20 protein-coding genes are annotated in these 19,241 nt (G+C 42.3%); 18 read left to right on the top strand and 2 right to left on the bottom strand.

Features of this window, described 5'->3' with window-relative positions; translation table 11 throughout:
* The first annotated feature begins 3 nt into the window (after positions 1-3).
* From flgL to ftsE, 16 genes are all read left to right on the top strand, one after another.
* On the top strand, positions 4-873 hold the full coding sequence (gene flgL / locus LCM11_RS10965; protein ID WP_224894275.1) for a flagellar hook-associated protein FlgL: 870 nt from the start codon (positions 4-6) through the stop codon (positions 871-873).
* A 67-nt stretch (positions 874-940) separates the two neighbouring features.
* Positions 941-1,492, top strand: a complete 552-nt coding sequence (locus LCM11_RS10960) for a DUF6470 family protein (RefSeq protein WP_224894273.1) — start codon at positions 941-943, stop codon at positions 1,490-1,492.
* 18 nt (positions 1,493-1,510) lie between these two features.
* Positions 1,511-1,966 carry a flagellar assembly protein FliW gene (gene fliW, locus LCM11_RS10955; RefSeq protein WP_224894271.1) on the top strand — a complete coding sequence of 152 codons (456 nt, stop codon included), beginning with the start codon at positions 1,511-1,513 and terminating at the stop codon, positions 1,964-1,966.
* A complete protein-coding gene (csrA, locus tag LCM11_RS10950) occupies positions 1,953-2,171 on the top strand; it encodes a carbon storage regulator CsrA (protein WP_224894270.1) in 219 nt (72 codons plus the stop codon). The genes fliW and csrA overlap by 14 nt, the downstream gene beginning before the upstream one ends.
* 408 nt (positions 2,172-2,579) lie before the next feature.
* The gene (locus tag LCM11_RS10945; RefSeq protein ID WP_224894269.1) at positions 2,580-4,124 is read left to right on the top strand and encodes a flagellar hook-associated protein 2; all 1,545 of its coding nucleotides are present in this window, start codon (positions 2,580-2,582) and stop codon (positions 4,122-4,124) included.
* 23 nt (positions 4,125-4,147) lie between these two features.
* Entirely contained in the window at positions 4,148-4,537 is a 390-nt protein-coding gene (gene fliS / locus LCM11_RS10940) for a flagellar export chaperone FliS (protein WP_224894268.1), read from the top strand.
* Positions 4,537-4,890 carry a flagellar protein FliT gene (locus tag LCM11_RS10935; RefSeq protein WP_224894267.1) on the top strand — a complete coding sequence of 118 codons (354 nt, stop codon included), beginning with the start codon at positions 4,537-4,539 and terminating at the stop codon, positions 4,888-4,890. Before fliS ends, LCM11_RS10935 begins: the two co-directional genes overlap by 1 nt.
* A gap of 12 nt (positions 4,891-4,902) precedes the next feature.
* Positions 4,903-5,286: a hypothetical protein gene (locus tag LCM11_RS10930; RefSeq protein ID WP_224894266.1), complete on the top strand. Its 384-nt coding sequence runs from the start codon at positions 4,903-4,905 to the stop codon at positions 5,284-5,286.
* Positions 5,287-5,517: 231 nt separating this feature from the next.
* Positions 5,518-6,081 carry a ribosome hibernation-promoting factor, HPF/YfiA family gene (gene hpf, locus LCM11_RS10925; RefSeq protein ID WP_014644304.1) on the top strand — a complete coding sequence of 188 codons (564 nt, stop codon included), beginning with the start codon at positions 5,518-5,520 and terminating at the stop codon, positions 6,079-6,081.
* 218 nt (positions 6,082-6,299) lie between these two features.
* Positions 6,300-6,494, top strand: coding sequence for a hypothetical protein (locus LCM11_RS10920; protein WP_224894265.1), 195 nt, complete (start codon positions 6,300-6,302; stop codon positions 6,492-6,494).
* A 157-nt stretch (positions 6,495-6,651) separates the two neighbouring features.
* Complete coding sequence (secA, locus tag LCM11_RS10915; RefSeq protein WP_224894264.1) at positions 6,652-9,168, top strand: preprotein translocase subunit SecA; 2,517 nt, start codon at positions 6,652-6,654, stop codon at positions 9,166-9,168.
* A 101-nt stretch (positions 9,169-9,269) separates the two neighbouring features.
* A protein-coding gene (gene prfB, locus LCM11_RS10910; protein ID WP_224894263.1) for a peptide chain release factor 2 occupies positions 9,270-10,377 on the top strand; the annotation gives its coding sequence in 2 pieces (ribosomal slippage) (positions 9,270-9,341 and positions 9,343-10,377; 1,107 coding nt in all).
* 126 nt (positions 10,378-10,503) lie between these two features.
* Positions 10,504-11,385 carry a UTP--glucose-1-phosphate uridylyltransferase GalU gene (gene galU, locus LCM11_RS10905; protein ID WP_224894262.1) on the top strand — a complete coding sequence of 294 codons (882 nt, stop codon included), beginning with the start codon at positions 10,504-10,506 and terminating at the stop codon, positions 11,383-11,385.
* Positions 11,386-11,636: 251 nt separating this feature from the next.
* Positions 11,637-12,476, top strand: coding sequence for a YitT family protein (locus LCM11_RS10900; RefSeq protein ID WP_412098143.1), 840 nt, complete (start codon positions 11,637-11,639; stop codon positions 12,474-12,476).
* Positions 12,477-12,522: 46 nt separating this feature from the next.
* A complete protein-coding gene (locus tag LCM11_RS10895) occupies positions 12,523-12,921 on the top strand; it encodes a c-type cytochrome (protein ID WP_224894261.1) in 399 nt (132 codons plus the stop codon).
* 176 nt (positions 12,922-13,097) lie between these two features.
* Positions 13,098-13,784, top strand: coding sequence for a cell division ATP-binding protein FtsE (ftsE, locus tag LCM11_RS10890; protein WP_224894260.1), 687 nt, complete (start codon positions 13,098-13,100; stop codon positions 13,782-13,784).
* Positions 13,785-14,160: 376 nt separating this feature from the next.
* Here the strand turns inward: ftsE and phnW are convergent, their stop codons facing one another.
* On the bottom strand, positions 14,161-15,264 hold the full coding sequence (gene phnW, locus LCM11_RS10885; protein WP_224894259.1) for a 2-aminoethylphosphonate--pyruvate transaminase: 1,104 nt from the start codon (positions 15,262-15,264) through the stop codon (positions 14,161-14,163).
* A gap of 33 nt (positions 15,265-15,297) precedes the next feature.
* Positions 15,298-16,110 carry a phosphonoacetaldehyde hydrolase gene (gene phnX, locus LCM11_RS10880; protein ID WP_224894258.1) on the bottom strand — a complete coding sequence of 271 codons (813 nt, stop codon included), beginning with the start codon at positions 16,108-16,110 and terminating at the stop codon, positions 15,298-15,300.
* Between the two features lie 321 nt (positions 16,111-16,431).
* On the opposite strand from phnX, the gene LCM11_RS10875 reads away from it, so the two are divergent.
* Together LCM11_RS10875 and LCM11_RS10870 are read left to right on the top strand one after the other, a co-directional pair.
* Positions 16,432-17,937: a S41 family peptidase gene (locus tag LCM11_RS10875; RefSeq protein WP_263622500.1), complete on the top strand. Its 1,506-nt coding sequence runs from the start codon at positions 16,432-16,434 to the stop codon at positions 17,935-17,937.
* Between the two features lie 84 nt (positions 17,938-18,021).
* Entirely contained in the window at positions 18,022-19,209 is a 1,188-nt protein-coding gene (locus tag LCM11_RS10870; RefSeq protein ID WP_224894257.1) for a PDZ domain-containing protein, read from the top strand.
* Positions 19,210-19,241: the final 32 nt, after the last annotated feature.

Below are 19,241 nucleotides of genomic sequence, written 5' to 3'. Positions count from 1 at the left end.
ACGATGCGTGTGACGCAAAGTATGCTTTCAAATAATATGCTTCGTAATCTTAGTCAAAGTTACGGACAAATGGGTAAATACCAGGAGCAGCTTACCACAGGAAAAAAAATTACGAAGCCTTCCGACGACCCTGTGGTGTCCATGAAGGGCATTAATTACCGGTCTCAACTCACAGAAGTTCAACAGTACAAACGGAACATCGGCGAGGTTCATAACTGGATGGACAGCAGTGATTCTTCTCTCGATAAAGCGACGCAGGCGATGCAGCGGGTTCGAGAGTTAACTGTACAGGCAAGTAACGGCACATATGACACTGAACAGAAAGCAAATATAGCCAAAGAAATCCGCCAGTTAAAAGAGCATATGGCAGATATAGCGAACACTAAAGTGAACGATAAGTACATATTTAATGGAGCCAATACGACTGAAGAGCCCGTGGATACCAAGGTCTTTACGATAAACAGTAGTATGAGTAAAGTTGAGATTGGCGTAACTGAAGGCGTCCGGATTCAAGCGAATGTAAATCCCCAGCCCGTTTTCGACCAGGGGCTTTTCGATGATCTTGAAGCTTTTGCAGCTGATTTGGAAAATGGCTCAAATAAGCTGGATGGCTATATCGCTGTATTCGATAATAAAATCAATCAGATTGTGAATGAACGTGCTGACCTTGGGGCAAGAATGAACCGGGTTGATCTGATTGAAGACCGCCTGGAAAGCCAGGAAATTACGGCTAGTAAGATGATGTCTAATAACGAAGATGCGGATATTGAAAGGGTCATAACGAATTTAAAAACTCAGGAAAGCATTCACAGAGCGGCACTAGGTGTTGGATCCCGAATCATACAACCTACGCTGATGGACTTTCTAAGGTGAATTTGACCCCACTTTTGTGGGGTCGTTTAATGTCGTCCGCTCTATTTTTAAAAGGTGGAGGTGCTCCATGTCGATCCCTAAGCTGCAAATTCAAACAACTCAAGCCAGGCTGGGTATTATAAGCCGCCCAGCTGTACAAGATATCCGCCAGTACAGGGCAGAGCAGACGATTGAACAGCCAGAAGCGGATGTAAGGATTCAGCAGCGCTCTGGGAAGTTGACCATTGATCAGACGAAGGCGTGGAACAATATTGGATTAAAGAGTATTTTTACGCGGACAGAAGAAACGGCTGCTAAAGCTCAGCAAATTTGGATGGAGGGGATATCCAGAACTGCCCAGGAAGGCGATGAACTCATGCGAATTGAGAATAAAGGTAATCCAATTGCCGCTCATGCTGAACAGAATGCACAGTTTGATTTTTCCATGATTCCTGGGGGAAAGCCGGCATTTGACCTGGTGGATATTCAATATGAGCCTGCTCCTGCAGCCATTTCAATGGAAGCCAACCCTCCCAAAATTCAAACGGTTAAACGAGCCCCTGATTTAACCTATCAACCTGGGAAAGTAGAAGTGAATTTAGAACAGCATGCTAATATACACATTGATTGGCAAGTTTAGAATAAAGGATGGATAAGCATGAAGATCGCAACAAAACACTTTGGTCATGTAGAAGTTGATGAAGCCAAACTTTTGAAATTCCACAGTGGGCTGCCGGGTTTTGAAATGTATAAAACCTATGCATTAATCCCAGTGGACGATTCAGCTGTTTATTTTGCTTTGCAATCAGTTGAAGCAGCCGGGGTCGCCTTAATCGTCTCAAGTCCTTACATATTTTTTAAAGATTATGTTTTTAACGTAGATGAAGATTCGAAGCAAGAGCTTGGATTGACAAGTCCGGATGATGTACTTGTTTATAACGTTCTGACTTTACGTGAACCTTTCAAAGATTCGACGATGAACTTGCAGGCTCCTGTAATTATTAACGTGAAAAACAGGAAATCAAAGCAGTTGATTCTTAACGACCAGAGCTATCAAACCCGACATTTATTGCTGAACAGTCAAGAAGGCGGTGACAGCCGTGTTAATCCTTAATCGTAAAGCAGGAGAGTCGATTCGTATTGGGGATGATATAGAAATTAAAATTGTTTCTGTAGAAGGCGGTCAAGTTAAGGTGGGCATAGATGCTCCACGAAATGTGAGCATCCATCGACAGGAAATTTACGCGTCTATTCAAGAAGAAAATACCGAAGCGGCTACGTTAACAAAGAATCTCTTAGATATGCTTAAAGATGATTAAATAGGATAGTCATAACATTCTTTAAGCTTCGGACTTGGAAGACGAAGGTTTTAAATCTTACATGGGTATAGGGTGTCTAGAAGCCCCGTACTTCTTTTTTAATGTCAGAGCTACTTCTCTTCATAGCTGAAGATTGGTCAATTTAAATAGTAGAAAGCGAGAAAATCCCGTTTTACATGATGGGATTTTTTTGTTTTCACTTCATCTCTGTATAGGAATTACCGATATAGTAAGAAACCAACCCAGGAACTGGTGAAGGCGGTTATACGTGGTCACACGCCATACTCACATTTTTCAGAAGCTTTGCTTTCCAACTGGGTGATAGATTATCTCTCCTTTAATATGGCAGGGGCGATGACATAATCTCTTGAAATAGTAGTACATCACAAAATATAAGTAGGTGAACATATGAGTGATATGAGAATCGGCGGTCTGGCGTCTGGTATGGATACGGATAAAATTATTAACGATCTTATGCGAGCGGAGCGGCAGCCGTTAAATAAAATGGAACAAGATAAAAAGTGGATGACTTGGCAACGGGATGCCTATCGCGATGTTAATAAACAGTTGAATGAATTAGATACACTCGCTTTTGACATGAAGCTTGAGCGTACCTTTAATTCAAAAGATGTAACATCCTCTAATTCAGCTGTATCAGCTACCGCCAGCTCTTCAGCAGGCACAGGGGATTATACCATTAGTGTCGAAAAAACAGCCACTGCAGCTTATAACTATAGTGAAAGTGCGATTAGTAAAGCGGGTGCATCATTCGATCCAGATGCAAAGCTGAGTACAGAGCAAGGAAACTTGAAAAACAGTCTGACTCTGGGGCAGTCTTTTTCTGTAACCACTTATAATGAAGATGGCACTAAAAACGAAAAGACATTTGAAGTAACAGGAGATAAATCGCTTAATAATATCCTCTCAGAGATCAGCGATTCCAACTTAGGTGTGAGGGCTTTTTATGACAAAAGTGCGGATAAAGTCATGATGGAAAGAACAGAAACAGGTAACTTTAACCCAGAGGATAGCGGAGAGTTTCTTGGTGCAGAAATTGGTTTTAATGGTTCAGATGAGTTTCTGTCTACGACTCTTGGGATTAAAAATGGAGATAACTCTACCGGCACCTGGAAGAAAGCAGAAAGAGGCGGTACGGATGCTGAATTTACATATAATAATGGTCTGAAAATCACTTCACATTCCAATAATTACACTTTAAACGGTGTAAATTTTACATTTAATGATATAACTGATGGAAACATCAAAGTGAATGTGAATAATGACGTGAATCAAGCTGTTGATAAGATTGTTGAATTCGTCGATAAATACAACAAAATCATTGAAGAAATGATTGGTAAAACAGAAGAAAAGAAATATAGGGAATTTCCTCCCCTTACAGATAAGCAAAAAGAAGATATGGAAGAAAAAGAGATTGAGCTCTGGAACGAAAAAGCAAAAAGCGGATTACTAAGAAATGATTCTGTGTTAGAGAATGGTTTAAGCAGCATGCGCACGAATTGGTACACGCCTGTCGATAACAATGGAGATTTTCAAATGATGTCGCAAATTGGTATTACCACTTCTTCGAATTATCGAGACGGTGGAAAACTATCAATTAATGAAGATGATCTTCGCAAAGCTCTAAGTACTAATCCGGAATCTGTACATAAGCTTTTTGCCGGTACGGAGGAAAAACCAGGCGTTGCGCGCCGTATTGAAAACAGTATCGAAACGACAATATCTTCTATTGAAAGAAAGGCTGGAAAATCGACAGCCTTAGATAATAATTTTTTATTGGGGCGCCGTATTAAAGATATGGATGATCAAATGGAACGGTTCGAGGAACGATTGTCCCAAATTGAAGATCGTTACTGGGCACAATTCGGTGCGATGGAATCAGCAATTCAGAAGATGAATTCACAATCTGCCTATTTAATGCAGAACTTTGGTTGATTTTAAAAAGGAGTGATGGCTAAATGTCGATTCAGGCCTATCAGAATAATTCGGTAGAAACGGCTTCTCCCGGAGAGCTTACTCTGATGCTGTACAATGGATGTTTGAAATTTATTAAGACAGCAAAAAAAGCAATGGAGAATCATGATATAGAAAAGAAAAACACGAATATCCAAAAAGCGCAAAAAATCATTAGAGAGCTTATGGTGACCATGGATCAGGATTATGAGGTTGCAAATGATATCATGCCTCTCTACGATTATATGAACCGTCGCTTAATGGAGGCTAATATTACGAATGATTTGGGAATTCTTGAGGAAGTCCAAGAACTTACTGAGGAATTTCGGGATACGTGGAAAGAAGTAATCCTGCAGACGAGGCGTATGCAGCAGGGTGAGGGCGGCAGAGCGTAATGACCGTATGGGAACAGTTTTATGAACTCACCCAACAGTTAGAGGAAAAAGTTCACCAGACGGTCACAGAAAAAAATCGGGCTGAAATGGTTGCGTATGTTGAAGGGATTCTAGCGGAAAGATCTGCTCTTCTCCTAAAGCTGCCTCAGCCTGAAAGCGAAGCTGAACGGGAGATGATAGCTGAAGTGCTACACAAGGATGTTAAGATTAATCAGAAGCTTGAGTTTCTTTTTAATGGTCTAAAACGAGATATGCGTAATATGAAAAAGCAGAAGTCTTCCAAACAAAGATACGCAAATCCCTATCAAAATGTGTCGAATTATGATGGAATGTATTTAGACCATAAAAAGTAGCAGGTGATTTTTTTGTCAGAACTAACCGTCGAACAGCATCAATTATTATTTGAATATGATCAATTATTAAATACGATCAGCGAAGCATTGGAATACTTAGAAAAGAACATTAAAGAAGAAGCACCGGCAGAAGTGCAGCAAGTGTTTCAAGATGTGCTGCTCGCCCTGGATAAGGCAAGTACAAGTCACGAACAAATGGTTGCGCTTTTTAATGAAGATATTAATTTGATTACATTAATCGGAGATTTCCATGATGTCGTAAAGCATTTGCAGCAATGGTTTGAGCTTGAAACGAATGAGGACAAACGGCAGTTACTTGTAGAAAAGGTAGTACCGGCCTATGAGAGCTGGAGAAGCCAAATGCAATCCTATGTGAAACCATATATTGTGCATTAAGGACACCCCCTTTATGAGGATATGTTTGCTCTTGTGATTTATCAGCGCTAGGTGTCCTGGTGTCGGCAAGCCCGGCCAATCTTCGTCCTGAAACCCACATTTAGCCCGGTTTGTCAGCTTTTCCAACAATTACCGACACAAATTTGACAAAATTTTTAGATAGTTTATGCAGGAAAGGGTCAGGGTATGATAGAATATATATCACATAAGGATGAAAGGAGGACACTTCTTATGCTACAATATACCATTCGTGGTGAGAACCTAGAAGTGACAGATTCTATTAAGGATTATGTGGAGAAAAAGGTGGGCAAACTGGAGCGCTACTTTGATAATCCACCATCTTCTGAGGTTCACGTAAACTTAAGTGTCTATAATGATGAGCAGACAATCGAGGTCACAATCCCAATGAAGAACCTGCTTCTTCGTGCGGAGGAACACAATACAGATTTATATGCTGCCATCGACCTTGTGGTTGATAAATTGGAACGTCAAATTCGTAAGCATAAAACGAAGGTAAACCGTAAGTTCCGCCAGGAAGGTGCTCCTAAACATGTATTTGCCGAACTGGAACGGGAAGCTCAGCAAGAGCAACTGAAAGAAGAAGAAAGCAGCGATTTTGATATTCAAATTGTAAAAACAAAACGTTTTGACCTGAAACCAATGGACAGTGAAGAAGCTGCCTTGCAAATGGACATGCTGGGACATAATTTCTATGTTTTTACAAATGCGAATACAGATGAGACAAACATTGTATATAAACGCCGTGACGGACGTTATGGCCTTATCGAAACTTGAGATTAATTGACAAAGCTCCCCTGTCCAGCAGGGGGGCTTTTTAAATGAATGGTAAATATATCTTTAAGCAGAATTCGTGCCTATTTATACGTTTTTTTCTACATAAATCCCGATTTATCTTCTATAGACAGCTCTGAAATTTTAAATTTGAGCATTCGCTCTCTCTAACTCTTCATGATATAAAAGAACTATGAACTCAACCTTCAGGAGGAAAATGAATGAAAGCTACTGATTCATGTCATGATTGTGATTTTTTATATCAGCGTCTGAGGCAACAAGAAGAAACGATTGCTCAGCTAGTAGATATTATTGGTGCAACTAACCGGCGGGTTCATGAACTTTATCAGCGACAGCTTGGTGCCGAACATCAGATTATACGGGAACACCGGTCGCCCTTTACGGCTTCGTCCTAATAGTTTAAGCTGCTTCATCTTAAAGGCCCTCAAGCCCGTCACAAAACGTTCATCATGGGTATGTACTTTATTGTCAGTCAGCTTCTCTTAGTGTTATGATAATATATGGATTAAACTAACCAACCGAAGATTCGAAACCAATAGAGGAGCGGTTGCAATGCTAGGAACTTTAAAGAAAATATTTGGCGATGGTAACTCACGTCAATTGAAGCGTCTCGATAAAACCGCTGAGGATATCGACGCTTTAGAAAATGAATATGAAAAGCTTTCTGACGATGAATTGCGTCAGAAAACAGATGAATTTAAGGAAAGATATCAAAATGGTGAAAAACTAGATGATTTATTAGTAGAAGCCTTCGCCGTCGTTCGTGAAGGTTCCAAACGTGTGCTTGGCATGCGTCCATTTAAAGTACAACTCGACGGTGCGATCGCGCTGCATGAAGGTAATATAGCCGAAATGAAAACAGGTGAAGGTAAAACGCTTGCTTCTACCATGCCTGCTTATTTAAACGCTCTTACAGGAAAAGGCGTTCACATCATTACGGTCAACGATTACCTTGCGAGCCGTGATGCTAAAGAGATGGGAGAACTTTTCCATTTCTTAGGTTTGACCGTAGGATTGAATTTGAATGGGATGTCCAAAGATGAAAAGCGTGAAGCTTACCTCGCAGATATTACTTATGGGACGAACAATGAGTTCGGTTTTGATTATCTACGTGACAACATGGTGCTGTATAAAGAGCAGATGGTACAGCGTCCGCTTCATTTTGCCATTATTGATGAAGTAGACTCGATTCTTATTGATGAAGCACGTACTCCCTTGATTATTTCAGGAACGGCATCGAAGTCAGCGGATCTATACCAATCTGCCAACTCTTTTGTGCGTTTACTGGAGCAGGAAGAGGACTTCACCTATGATGAGAAAACCAAAAACGTACAGCTTACAGAAGAAGGAATCAACAAAGCCGAGCGCTTTTTCAAGATCGAAAATTTATTTGATCTTTCGAATGTCTCGCTGATTCATCATATTAACCAGGCTCTAAAAGCTCATACCTCTATGCACCGTGACACGGATTATGTAGTGGATGAGGGAGAAGTAGTTATTGTTGACCAATTCACTGGACGTCTTATGAAAGGACGCCGTTATAGTGACGGTCTGCATCAGGCGATTGAGGCTAAAGAGGGCCTTGAGATTCAAAATGAAAGCATGACACTTGCATCTATCACGTTCCAAAACTTATTCCGTATGTACGAGAAGCTTTCCGGAATGACAGGTACAGCAAAGACAGAAGAAGAAGAATTCCTGAATATTTACAATATGCGCGTAATTGTAATTCCGACAAACCGTGAAATCATCCGTGATGATAAAGCAGACCTGGTTTATAAAACTTCTGACGGGAAGTTTAAAGCGGTTGTTGAAGATATTAAAGAACGACATGAAAAAGGACAGCCGGTCCTGGTTGGTACGGTAGCCGTTGAGACCTCGGAAATCATTTCCCGGTATTTGAAAAAAGCTGGGGTTCCGCACAATGTCCTGAACGCCAAAAACCACTTTCGTGAAGCAGAAATTATCGAGAATGCTGGTCAAAGAGGTGCTGTAACGATCGCCACCAATATGGCTGGTCGTGGTACTGACATTAAACTTGGAGATGGAGTGGTCGAAGCAGGTGGGCTGGCCGTCATCGGTACGGAACGTCACGAATCCCGCCGAATCGACAATCAGCTGCGAGGTCGTTCCGGTCGTCAAGGAGATCCAGGGATGTCTCAGTTTTACCTTGCTACGGATGACGAATTGATGCGCAGGTTCGCCTCTGATAATATCCGCAGTATGATGGACCGTCTGGGTATGGATGATTCGCAGCCTATTGAAAGTAAAATGATTTCCCGCGCAGTAGAATCAGCGCAAAAGCGTGTTGAGGGTAACAACTTTGATGCTCGTAAAACAATCCTGTCCTATGACGATGTACTTCGCCAGCAGCGTGAAGTTATTTATAAGCAGCGTTATGATGTGCTTACCTCGGAAAATCTTCGTTCAATTATAGAACAAATGATTGAACGTACGGTGGAGCAGAATGTACAAGCTCATACCAGCGAGGAAGAAGATGAGAATTGGGAACTTGAATCAATTGTTGAATACATGCGTGCCAATCTTCTAGAAGAAGGCGACGTTACTGTGAAAGATTTGAAAGGCAAAGACCCTGAAGAAATGAAAGAACTGATACTTGAAAAAGTTAAAGTGCGTTACGATGAAAAGGAAGAAGAGTTGACTGAAGAGCAAATGCGTGAATTTGAAAAAGTTATTCTTCTACGCACTGTCGATCAGAAGTGGATGGATCACATTGATCAAATGGATCAGCTTCGCCAGGGGATTCACCTTCGCGCATATGGACAAAATGACCCCCTTCGTGAATATCAGTTTGAAGGTTTCGGCATGTTTGAAACAATGGTTGGAAAAATTGATGAAGAAGTTTCCCGTTACGTGATGAAAGCTCAGATCCGTAACAACCTGCAGCGTCAGGAAGTAGCAGAGGGAGCAAAAGCTGTTTCCAGCGATGGAGAAGAAAGCAAAGAGAGCAAAAAGCGCACGCCGTATGTGAAAGCAGACAATGTAGGTCGAAATGATCCATGTCCTTGCGGAAGCGGTAAAAAATATAAGAACTGCCACGGAAAATAAGGAGTAAGGCACTCTCATTAAGAGAGTGTCTTCCCTTGTCTAAGGACCAGGCAGAAGTAAACATGATCGTAAGCACGTAGATATTTATAGGAGTGATTATTATGGATATGGCAGACGTACGCCATGAGTTAAACAATACAGCTGAACGACTAGCTGACTTCAGGGGGTCTCTTTGACATTGATCAAAGAAAAACCCGCATTGCTGAATTAGAAGAAGAAATGACTGAGCCGGGTTTTTGGGATGATCAAAAAACGGCCCAGAAAGTTATTGATGAAGTAAATGGATTAAAAAATCTTGTTCATACCCTCGAAGAACACGAGGAAACTCATGAAAACCTTGAAGTGTCCTATGAACTTGTCAAAGAAGAAGATGATGACGACCTACGGGAAGATTTAGTTGAGCAGGTCCAGCAATTAAAAAGAGACCTTGATCAGTTTGAACTGAACATTCTTTTAAGCGAACCCTATGATAAAAATAATGCGATTCTTGAACTCCATCCAGGCGCAGGTGGAACGGAATCCCAGGATTGGGCGAGCATGCTGCTCCGTATGTACACTCGCTGGGCAGAGAGAAAAGGTTTCTCTGTACAGACTATGGATTACCTTCCGGGTGATGAAGCCGGAGTGAAAAGTGTAACCTTGCTGATCAAAGGTCACAATGCTTACGGTTATTTAAAAGCCGAAAAAGGGGTACACCGACTCGTGCGCATTTCCCCGTTTGACTCATCCGGACGCCGCCATACATCTTTTGCTTCCTGCGAAGTGATGCCGGAATTCAATGATGAAATTGATATTGACATTAATACAGAAGATTTGAAGATTGACACCTACCGTTCCAGTGGTGCAGGAGGCCAGCACGTAAATACAACGGACTCCGCTGTAAGAATTACGCACCAGCCGACAAATACGGTCGTTACTTGTCAGTCTGAACGTTCCCAGATTAAAAACCGTGAACAAGCTATGAAAATGCTGAAAGCCAAACTCTATCAGCTCGAAATCGAACGTCAACAGCAGGAACTGGATGAGATCCGTGGAGAACAGAAGGAAATCGGCTGGGGAAGCCAGATTCGTTCGTATGTTTTTCATCCTTATTCCATGGTCAAAGATCATAGAACAAATGTGGATGTTGGAAATACCCAGGGGGTCATGGACGGCGATCTTGATAAATTCATTAACTCGTTCTTACGATCCAAAATGGATGCGTCTTAAGAAAGGAGCCTATTTAAAAGGCTCTTTTTTTTCAGACAGAAGAGTAGCCGGGGCGAACTACCTTTTTATATGAATGTTTGCTATGATGAAGGTAGTGAACACAATTAATAAGGCGGTGACCAAACAGTGAAAGTGAAAAAAGCGATTATTCCTGCAGCGGGACTTGGAACAAGGTTCCTGCCCGCGACGAAAGCCATGCCTAAAGAAATGCTTCCTGTTGTAGATAAGCCGACAATTCAGTATATTGTGGAAGAAGCGATCGAGTCAGGTATTGAAGATATTATCATCGTTACAGGGAAAGGCAAACGAGCTATTGAGGACCACTTTGATCATGCATTTGAGCTTGAAGAAAACTTATATAAAAAAGGGAAGATTGACCTGCTTGAAAAGGTAAAACAGTCTGCACATGTGGATATTCATTATATTCGTCAAAAAGAACCTAAGGGACTCGGACATGCCATCTGGTGTGCGCGTAAGTTTATAGGTGATGACCCTTTTGCCGTTCTTCTTGGAGACGATATCGTCCGCTCGGATGAACCTTGCTTAAAACAATTGATGGATCAGTTTGAAGAAACCCATTCTTCTGTTATTGGCGTAAAAAAAGTACCGCACGATGAGACGAATCGATATGGAATCATTGCTCCCAAGAACCAGGAGGGCCGCCGCTACCAGGTGGAGCACTTTGTGGAGAAGCCTTCCATCGAAGAAGCCCCTTCTGATCTTGCTATTATCGGACGTTATGTATTTACTCCAGAGATTATGGACATGCTTGAGACACAGGATATAGGAGCAGGCGGGGAGATTCAACTGACCGATGCCATCGAACGTCTTAATATGGAACAGCCCGTGTATGGTTATGAATTTAAAGGCGATCGTTACGACGTTGGCGATCAGCTTGGGTTTATTAAAACGACTCTTGCTGTAGCAATGGAACGTGAAGACATGCGTGATGACGTTTACGAATTGGTCGAAAATATCGTTAAACAGCAGAAGTCCTTTCACGGATAATGAGACGCGCGGGAGCCGCCAGGCCCCGCGCTTTCTTTATGGGATCATCCTTTCTTCTTTACCGCATTAATACGTTATTTCAGTCTCATTTACAGTAAGTTAAGGCAGTGATATACTCCATAAGGTTTGCTATACATTAAGGGATTCAGGTGCTGCTTTTTAAATAAAAAAAATCAATAGAATTGAAACAGGTATTACGCAGGGGGAAAAGGATTATGATGATGATGGCGAAAAAGTATAGAAGAGAGCCGATGCCGCCGGTTTTACGGCATACGATGGAGTTTGCTTTTGTAATTATAGGTTCCTTTTTTGTGGCATTAGCTTTTAATGTATTTCTATTACCAAATAATATCGCATCTGGCGGTGTAGCAGGTATTAGTACAATTACTAAAGGTGTATTCGGATGGGAACCGGGAATTGTTCAATGGATACTTAATATTCCCTTGTTTATCATAGGAGTAGTTATTTTAGGTAAGAATTTCGGTATTAAATCTTTTGTAGGCACGATTACACTCCCATTATTTGTTTTAATCACAAGTAACTTAGAACCTGCTACCCCTGATCCGCTGCTCGGGGCAATTTTTGGCGGAATGGGAGTAGGACTAGGACTTGGAATTGTGTTCCGAGGCCGAGCTTCTACGGGTGGAATCGACCTTGCTGCACAAGTCCTGCATAAGTTTACTCATTTCCCATTGGGCATTAGTGTTGCATTACTGGACGGAATGATTGTGTTAACCTCAGCCATTGTGTTTTCCCTGGAGGAAGGGTTATACGCATTGATTGGTTTATTTGCGACCAGCCGGACGATTGATTTTGTGCAAGTGGGCTTAAACACCTCGAAGAATGTGATGATCATTACAGAACAAGTGGATGACGTCCGTCAGGCAATTTTTAAGGAAATAGATCGTGGTGTTACGGTTTTAAGTGGTGCAGGTGGTTACACGGATCAAGAACGTCGTGTCGTTATGTGTGTCGTCCAGCAGAATGAATTCACTAAATTGACACAAACGGTAAAAGTGGTGGATCCTGGGGCGTTCGTTGTAGCGATGAATGCCACCGAAGTACTTGGTGAGGGTTTCAAATCGGGATAGGAAGGTTATAATATTCCCATACTTAATTTTTCGAGGGGGAATCGAAATGAAAAAACTACTATTCTCATTATTCTTCGCTATGTTACTCGTTCTTGGTGCTTGCGGTGGCGGCGGAGACGAAGGTGCTTCTGAGGACAATACTTCTGAAGAACAGACTGATCAAAGCTCGCAGGACGAGTCCGGAGAATCTGCTGAGGACAGTGGGGGAGAAGGTGCAACTGACTCCGCAGGTGCAGAGGGAGTATATCAAAACAACTGCTCCAGCTGTCATGGTGGTGAATTAGGCGGCGGTTTTGGACCAGCTCTAACAGAAGTTGGATCTAAATACGATGCAGCTAAAATTGTAGATATTATCAAAAATGGTAAAGGCCAAATGCCAGCTCAAAGTCAGGTATCCGATGAGGATGCTCAAACGGTTGCAGATTGGCTTGCTACAATGGAATAGCATAATGATTATATTGTCCGGCTAAGCGCCGGGCTTTTTATTTTACGGCAATTGAATAAACTGAAAAGGAAATGTAATATTTTTATGTCTAAAATTATCGAGTTTCAATGTTATAATAAAGTTGTTTGTAAGAGACGACAGGAAGCACTAAAAAAAAAGACTAAGGTGATCGCCATATGATAGATATGACAGGTGTATATAAAACATTTCCAAATGGAGTTACGGCTCTGAATGGTCTGGATGTCCAAATTGAACAAGGTGAATTTGTTTATGTGGTCGGCTCAAGCGGTGCTGGTAAGTCCACGTTCACCAAATTGATTTACCGTGAAGAAAAGCCTTCCAGAGGAAGTGTTAATATTATTGATATGAATACTTCCACCATGAAAGAGCGGAAGGTTCCCATGCTGCGCCGTCAAATTGGTGTGGTGTACCAGGATTTCAGGCTTCTCCCGAATTTAACCGTTTATGAAAATGTGGCTTTTGCCCTGGAAGTGATTGAGGAATCCAAAAAGAACATCAAACAGAGAGTGATGGAAGTATTGGATCAGGTCCGCTTAAGAAACAAAGCTCGTTTTATACCTGATGAGCTGTCCGGAGGCGAACAACAGCGAGTTTCCATTGCGAGAGCAATTGTTAATCGTCCCAAGATTTTAATTGCAGATGAGCCCACAGGAAACCTGGACCCTGAAACCTCCTGGGAAATTATGCACATTTTAGATGAAATAAATGCTGGAGGAACCACCGTTTTGATGGCTACCCACAGCCGGGAAATCGTGAACACCATCCCTCGCCGTGTCATTGCAATTGAGGATGGTATGGTCGTAAGGGATGAAATGCGCGGCAATTACGGATATGATGAATAACCGTAATTTTATATTCAGCATAAAAAAGCACTCCTGAATCAGGAGCGCTTTTTTTTATGCTGAATAAAGTTATTAAACTATCTTTGCTTCAACTCGTAAAGTAAGTATTGGAGACTCGTGGAGTAAAAAATCACTGTACTTTATTCAGAGAAGCTCTGTTAATCTTCCGTGTTGATCTTAAGGTTAAGCTCCCAATACTTGAACACGAGATTGCGAGCCATTTGTTCAGCAAAAGGTCCTGCGGGGGAAGATTTCGCTTTCCGGTCCTGCGTCGTGCAGGAGCATAGGGAGCGAGTTATTTCCCCGGCAGCCCTTCCCCACATTTCGTAACGGACCCGGATCATCTCGAATTTGAGTCTATTGCGTAATAAGGCATTTATGGATTTTCCCAGTAATTGCTTTCTTGTACAGCAGTGAGAAGATGCCTTATATCTTCTGGAGTAACGTTTCCAATATTGCCGATCCGGAAAGTGTCGTAGTCCGTCACTTTTCCAGGGTAGATGACGAACCCTCTTTTCTTTAATTCTCTATAAAACGCTTCGAAAGAAAATCTCGGGTCATCAGGGTAATAAAAAGGAGTGATGATGGGGGATTGCTTTTCCTCCGATAAAAGAGGAATGAATCCGAGATCTCTCATCCCATTGACAAGGGTATGCTGATTGGCTATATAGCGTTCGTTTCTGGCCTCCACACCGCCTTCTTTACGTAATTCATCCAATGCCTGTTTAAAAGCCCGGACAGTGTGAGTCGGTGAAGTGAAGCGCCACTTACCTTCTTGCTCTTCCATGACGGCCCACTGGTGGTATAAATCCAGAGAATGAGACCTGGCCTGATGCTTGCAGGCTTTTAATTTCTCTCTTTTGGCTAATATAAACCCGAATCCAGGAACCCCCTGAATACATTTATTAGCGCTGCTGATCAAGTAATCAACATCCATCTCAGCTATGTTTATAGGCACCCCTCCAAAAGTGCTCATGGCATCTACAATCAAGGTCCGTCTGTACTGCTTTACAATGGAAGCTATTTGTTTAAGAGGGTTCATCATCCCTGTAGTTGTCTCACAATGGACAAGGGAGACATGTGTAATGGAAGGATCATCCTCAAGAATCCTGGTTAGCTGGGCAGGATCAGGATACTTCGTCTCGCTGCATTCAAAAGGGACGGTCTCGATCCCTAAACGCTCCGCGATAGTGACTATCCTTCTCCCATAGGCGCCGTTTACGATAACAAGCAGCTTTTCATTTGGGGAAATGACCGTTCCGATAACTGACTCCACGCAGAATGTTCCACTTCCTTGCATAAGAACAGAAGTGTAGACATCATCGGATGCACCGGCTATGTTCAGGAGGTCACGCCGTATGGATTGAACGAGCCGCTTGTAATCATTGTCCCATGTGCACCAATCGCTAAGCATGGCTTCTTTAACTGTGTTAGTGGTGCTCAGAGGACCTGGTGTTAATAATAGATAGTGATCTTCCATGCTTATTCTCCTTTCTCACTAATATTTGTTCGATTATGCATAGCTTACACTACAAGAATTTAAACGCTTATTAATCATTTCAACAATTTCAGGAAGCATGGTTATATCTTCTATCACATAGTCTGCACCGGCATTCTTTAAGTACTGTACGGATTGATTAATTTCCTGCTTCAACTGGATGGAATCCATTGTTTGTACTTCGTGCTCTGTCCGGCCAAGGATATTGCTTCCTTTTACAACACCCACGGTCCACATTCCTGCATTCACACCTTCTTGCATATCGCTTGTTGTATCTCCCACTTTAATCATATGGAGCATGGGATAGACATTGAGATTAATTGCATTTTGAAAGCACATCCATGGGTAAGGACGACCTGCGGGAACATCGGTAGAAGTAACGATCGAATCGGGTACATATCCTTTTTTTGCGGCTTCACGTGATACAATTTCGATCATATCACCCGTGTACCCAGTCGTGGATCCGATTCTTATGTTTTTCTCTCTTAGTTGATCCATAACATCGATCACGCCAGGGATTGGATCTGCGTATTGATCCAAAATACGGAACAGCATCGGTTCGAAATCGTCGTATAGAGCCCTTACATCCGTTTCATCCGGATTCTTCCCATGAGCCTCTCTCCAAGCAGTCTTAACCCGATCCATCTCACAAATTGCACGAATGTGATCGACTTTCAATAGCCCCATTGGGCCGCGGGCTTCCTCATAAGTAATGGAAACTCCTCGCTTGTAGAATACTTCCATAAACACTTGGACAGGGGCGAAACAGCCGTAATCAACGGTAGTGCCTGCCCAGTCAAAAATAACTCCTTCAATACGTGGGTTCATAAGTGTGTATCCTCCCTTAAACTTAGTGGCAGAAAGGGTTTATTCCGCTCTCTTATCTATTGCCGTAAATTTAATGTACCGTGATCGTGTAAAAAGCATGTTAGCGTTAAGTTAATAATTTGTATGGTTATGTTTTGTGATTGTATATTTTGTTTTTCGAATCTAGTAGAAAAAAGTATAAATATTTCCTATAATTAGATAGACATGCCTGTAAGATTTGTGGCATAACTTAAAGCAGGAAGGAAACTAAGTTTTACGGTGCACATATACGTTTGCTAGGATAGGTACATTAGGGAAATTCAAAGTAGAAGGGTGAATGCGATGAATATAAAACCGCGTTACGTAGCACTCCTCATGGTGCTTGCGGTCCTATTGGGAGCTGCAGGTTCTTACATAGGAATAGAATACTTCGCTGAAGGGACACAGGAGAGCTCCCAGACAGAATCATGGGCTAATGCGGATCAAAATGCTGACAATCCCGGCAATACATCGGGGGAGGAACAGAATAAAGCATCTGAAGATCAGTCGGAGAGTGCAGATTTAGCAAAAGTAGAACAGGCGTTCAGTACAATTAAAGAAAACTATGTAAGTGAAGTAGATAAAGATAAATTAATAGAAGGTGCTGTTCAGGGCATGCTGGACACTCTTGAAGATCCGTACAGCGTGTATATGGATCAGGAAACAATGAAGCAATTTAACCAATCTATTGAATCCTCTTTTCAAGGGATCGGTGCTGAAGTGAGCATGGTAAACGACAAGGTAACCATTGTAGCCCCAATTAAAGGCTCACCCGCTGAGGAAGCCGGATTAAAACCGAATGATCAAATATTGAAAGTAGATGGAGAAAGTGTAGAAGGTCTTGATTTATACGAGGCGGTCCTGAAAATCCGAGGTGAAAAAGGTACTGAGGTTACGCTGCAGGTAGATCGTCCAGGCGTGAGCGAGCCGGTAACCATCGATATTATTCGTGATGATATTCCGCTTGAAACAGTGTATTCCAATACAAAAGAGGTCGATGGAAAGAAAGTCGGTATCATAGAGATTACCTCTTTCTCTGAAAAAACGTCCGAGGAATTCCATGAAGCTCTAACGAAGCTGGAGAAAGACAACATGGAGGGACTGGTAATTGATGTCCGTGGCAATCCGGGTGGTCTATTTACAGATGTTCAGGAGATTTTAAAAGAATTTATTCCTGATGATAAGCCGATTGTTCAAGTAGAAGACCGTAATGGGGAGAAATCCCGTTACTTCTCAGATCTTAAAGAAAAGAAAGATTATCCGATTACAGTGTTGATGGATGAGGGAAGTGCATCTGCCTCAGAAATTCTTGCTGCAACGATGAATGAAGCCGGAGGGTATGATCTTGTAGGTACCAAGAGTTTCGGGAAAGGTACGGTTCAGCAGGCAATTCCAATGGGGGATGGAAGCACAATTAAACTCACCCTTTACAAATGGTTAACACCTAATGGAAACTGGATTCACGAAAAAGGAGTAGAGCCTACAATAGAAGTGAAGCAGCCCTCCTACTTCTATACGAATCCGGTCGAAATTGATAAAGAGCTGAAGTATAATGATAATAATGAAAAAGTGAAAAACATTCAAAAGATGCTTAAAGGTCTTGGATATGAGCCAGGACGGACGGATGGTTATTTCAGTCAGGGTACGAAATCTGCAGTAGAATCTTTTCAAGCTGAAAACGGACTAGAAGCTACAGGTGATGTAGATGAAAAGACGGGTGGTAAGCTGGAAGAAGCAATCGTAGAAGAAGTACGCAAGGAGGAAAATGACCGGCAGATGGATAAAGCTGTGGAGGCTCTCTTCGAGTAAGCAGGCCTTCCCCTTAGTTCGAGAAGTAAAGTCCGTAGTCTTTGACTGCGGACTTTTTTGTTAAGATTGGAAAGGAGAATGATTTTGGAAGTCTGGATTATGGAAATCGTCAAAGGAGCAGGCCGGGTGTTTACACAGCCATTCCTTTATATAGCTATTATTATGGGTTTTATATTAACGAGGCGTAGGATTAAAAGCGAGCGCAGGCAGTTTGGAACTCGTATATATGATGCCTTTTCAGAATGGGGCGGTACTTTAGGAACATCATTAGCTGCCGGACTCCTTATATCGGTGTTTGCGGTAGGGAGCGGACTTGTCCTTTCTCTCCCTTTATTATTGCTCGTTTCTGGAGTGCTATTGGTTCTCAGTATTCCTTTAAGATCGAACTGGTATTCAGCAGCCTATACACTTGGAGCCACTTACCTAGTTATATATTTCATTCCGTACTTTCCGGAAAGTGTAAGACAATTATCATGGGTATCTCCACTTACGGACACTCCGCTTACAGCGCTCCCATTTCTGATTAGTGCGTTCTTGTTAGTGGAAGGTATTCTTATGTTAAGAACCTCTTCGTTATCTACCTTTCCAGAGCGTGTGATGGGGAGAAGAGGAATGTGGATTGGTCAGCACCGCAGCAGAAAGCTTGCGCTCATACCGTTCTTTGCCCTTTTTCCTGCTGGATCCATAGAACCGTTTGCGCCGTGGTGGCCTGTTTTCGGTATCGGTGAGGAAAGCTTTGGTTTAATACTTGTTCCTTTTGTCACGGGATGGGAATGGATTGCACGTGGACAACTGCCTGTAAAGGCAGCCAAAATCGTGGGACGTCGAACATTTTTTCTTGCCCTATTCGTTCTTAGTTTTGCTGCTGGCAGCCTGTTCTTGCCGGTTTTATCAATAGTGGCTGTTGTGATAAGCCTTCTAGGGCGTACTTGGATTCGGCTTCAGCACTTGTCAGGTGAGAAGCGTCAGCCATTTTTCTCGGCGAACCAGGACGGTCTTCTCATTCTCGGGATCATTCCAAAAAGCCCTGCGGCACAAATGGGACTCTCACCAGGGGAACTGGTTGTAAGAGTTAATAACAGACAAGTACGTACGGAAAATGATTTTTATGAAGCCCTGCAGGAAAATGCAGCTTTTAATAAAATCGAAGTCCACGACGTACAGGGGGAAAATCGCTACGTTCAGCGCCCTCTATATGAAGGGGAGCATTATGAACTGGGACTGGTTTTCGTCGAACCACCACGGCGTGAGAAGTCAGTTAGTGTGTATTAAATGGTTTTTTACTCCATCTTCTTTGTAAGGCT

It is taken from the genome of Halobacillus halophilus (assembly GCF_020171985.1).
GTDB classification, from domain to species: domain Bacteria; phylum Bacillota; class Bacilli; order Bacillales; family Halobacillaceae; genus Halobacillus; species Halobacillus halophilus_A.
This window is presented reverse-complemented; position numbering and strand designations above follow the sequence as displayed.

Excerpts from the sequence above, each read along its gene's own strand:
- LCM11_RS10945 (WP_224894269.1), top strand. The coding sequence starts at position 2,580 with ATGAGTGATATGAGAATCGGCGGTCTGGCGTCTGGTATGGATACGGAT.
- flgL (WP_224894275.1), top strand. The coding sequence starts at position 4 with ATGCGTGTGACGCAAAGTATGCTTTCAAATAATATGCTTCGTAATCTT.
- LCM11_RS10920 (WP_224894265.1), top strand. The coding sequence starts at position 6,300 with ATGAAAGCTACTGATTCATGTCATGATTGTGATTTTTTATATCAGCGT.
- LCM11_RS10900 (WP_412098143.1), top strand. The coding sequence starts at position 11,637 with ATGCCGCCGGTTTTACGGCATACGATGGAGTTTGCTTTTGTAATTATA.
- LCM11_RS10935 (WP_224894267.1), top strand. The coding sequence starts at position 4,537 with ATGACCGTATGGGAACAGTTTTATGAACTCACCCAACAGTTAGAGGAA.
- hpf (WP_014644304.1), top strand. The coding sequence starts at position 5,518 with ATGCTACAATATACCATTCGTGGTGAGAACCTAGAAGTGACAGATTCT.
- secA (WP_224894264.1), top strand. The coding sequence starts at position 6,652 with ATGCTAGGAACTTTAAAGAAAATATTTGGCGATGGTAACTCACGTCAA.
- LCM11_RS10875 (WP_263622500.1), top strand. The coding sequence starts at position 16,432 with ATGAATATAAAACCGCGTTACGTAGCACTCCTCATGGTGCTTGCGGTC.
- phnW (WP_224894259.1), bottom strand. The coding sequence starts at position 15,264 with ATGGAAGATCACTATCTATTATTAACACCAGGTCCTCTGAGCACCACT.
- LCM11_RS10960 (WP_224894273.1), top strand. The coding sequence starts at position 941 with ATGTCGATCCCTAAGCTGCAAATTCAAACAACTCAAGCCAGGCTGGGT.
- LCM11_RS10895 (WP_224894261.1), top strand. The coding sequence starts at position 12,523 with ATGAAAAAACTACTATTCTCATTATTCTTCGCTATGTTACTCGTTCTT.
- ftsE (WP_224894260.1), top strand. The coding sequence starts at position 13,098 with ATGATAGATATGACAGGTGTATATAAAACATTTCCAAATGGAGTTACG.
- fliW (WP_224894271.1), top strand. The coding sequence starts at position 1,511 with ATGAAGATCGCAACAAAACACTTTGGTCATGTAGAAGTTGATGAAGCC.
- fliS (WP_224894268.1), top strand. The coding sequence starts at position 4,148 with ATGTCGATTCAGGCCTATCAGAATAATTCGGTAGAAACGGCTTCTCCC.
- phnX (WP_224894258.1), bottom strand. The coding sequence starts at position 16,110 with ATGAACCCACGTATTGAAGGAGTTATTTTTGACTGGGCAGGCACTACC.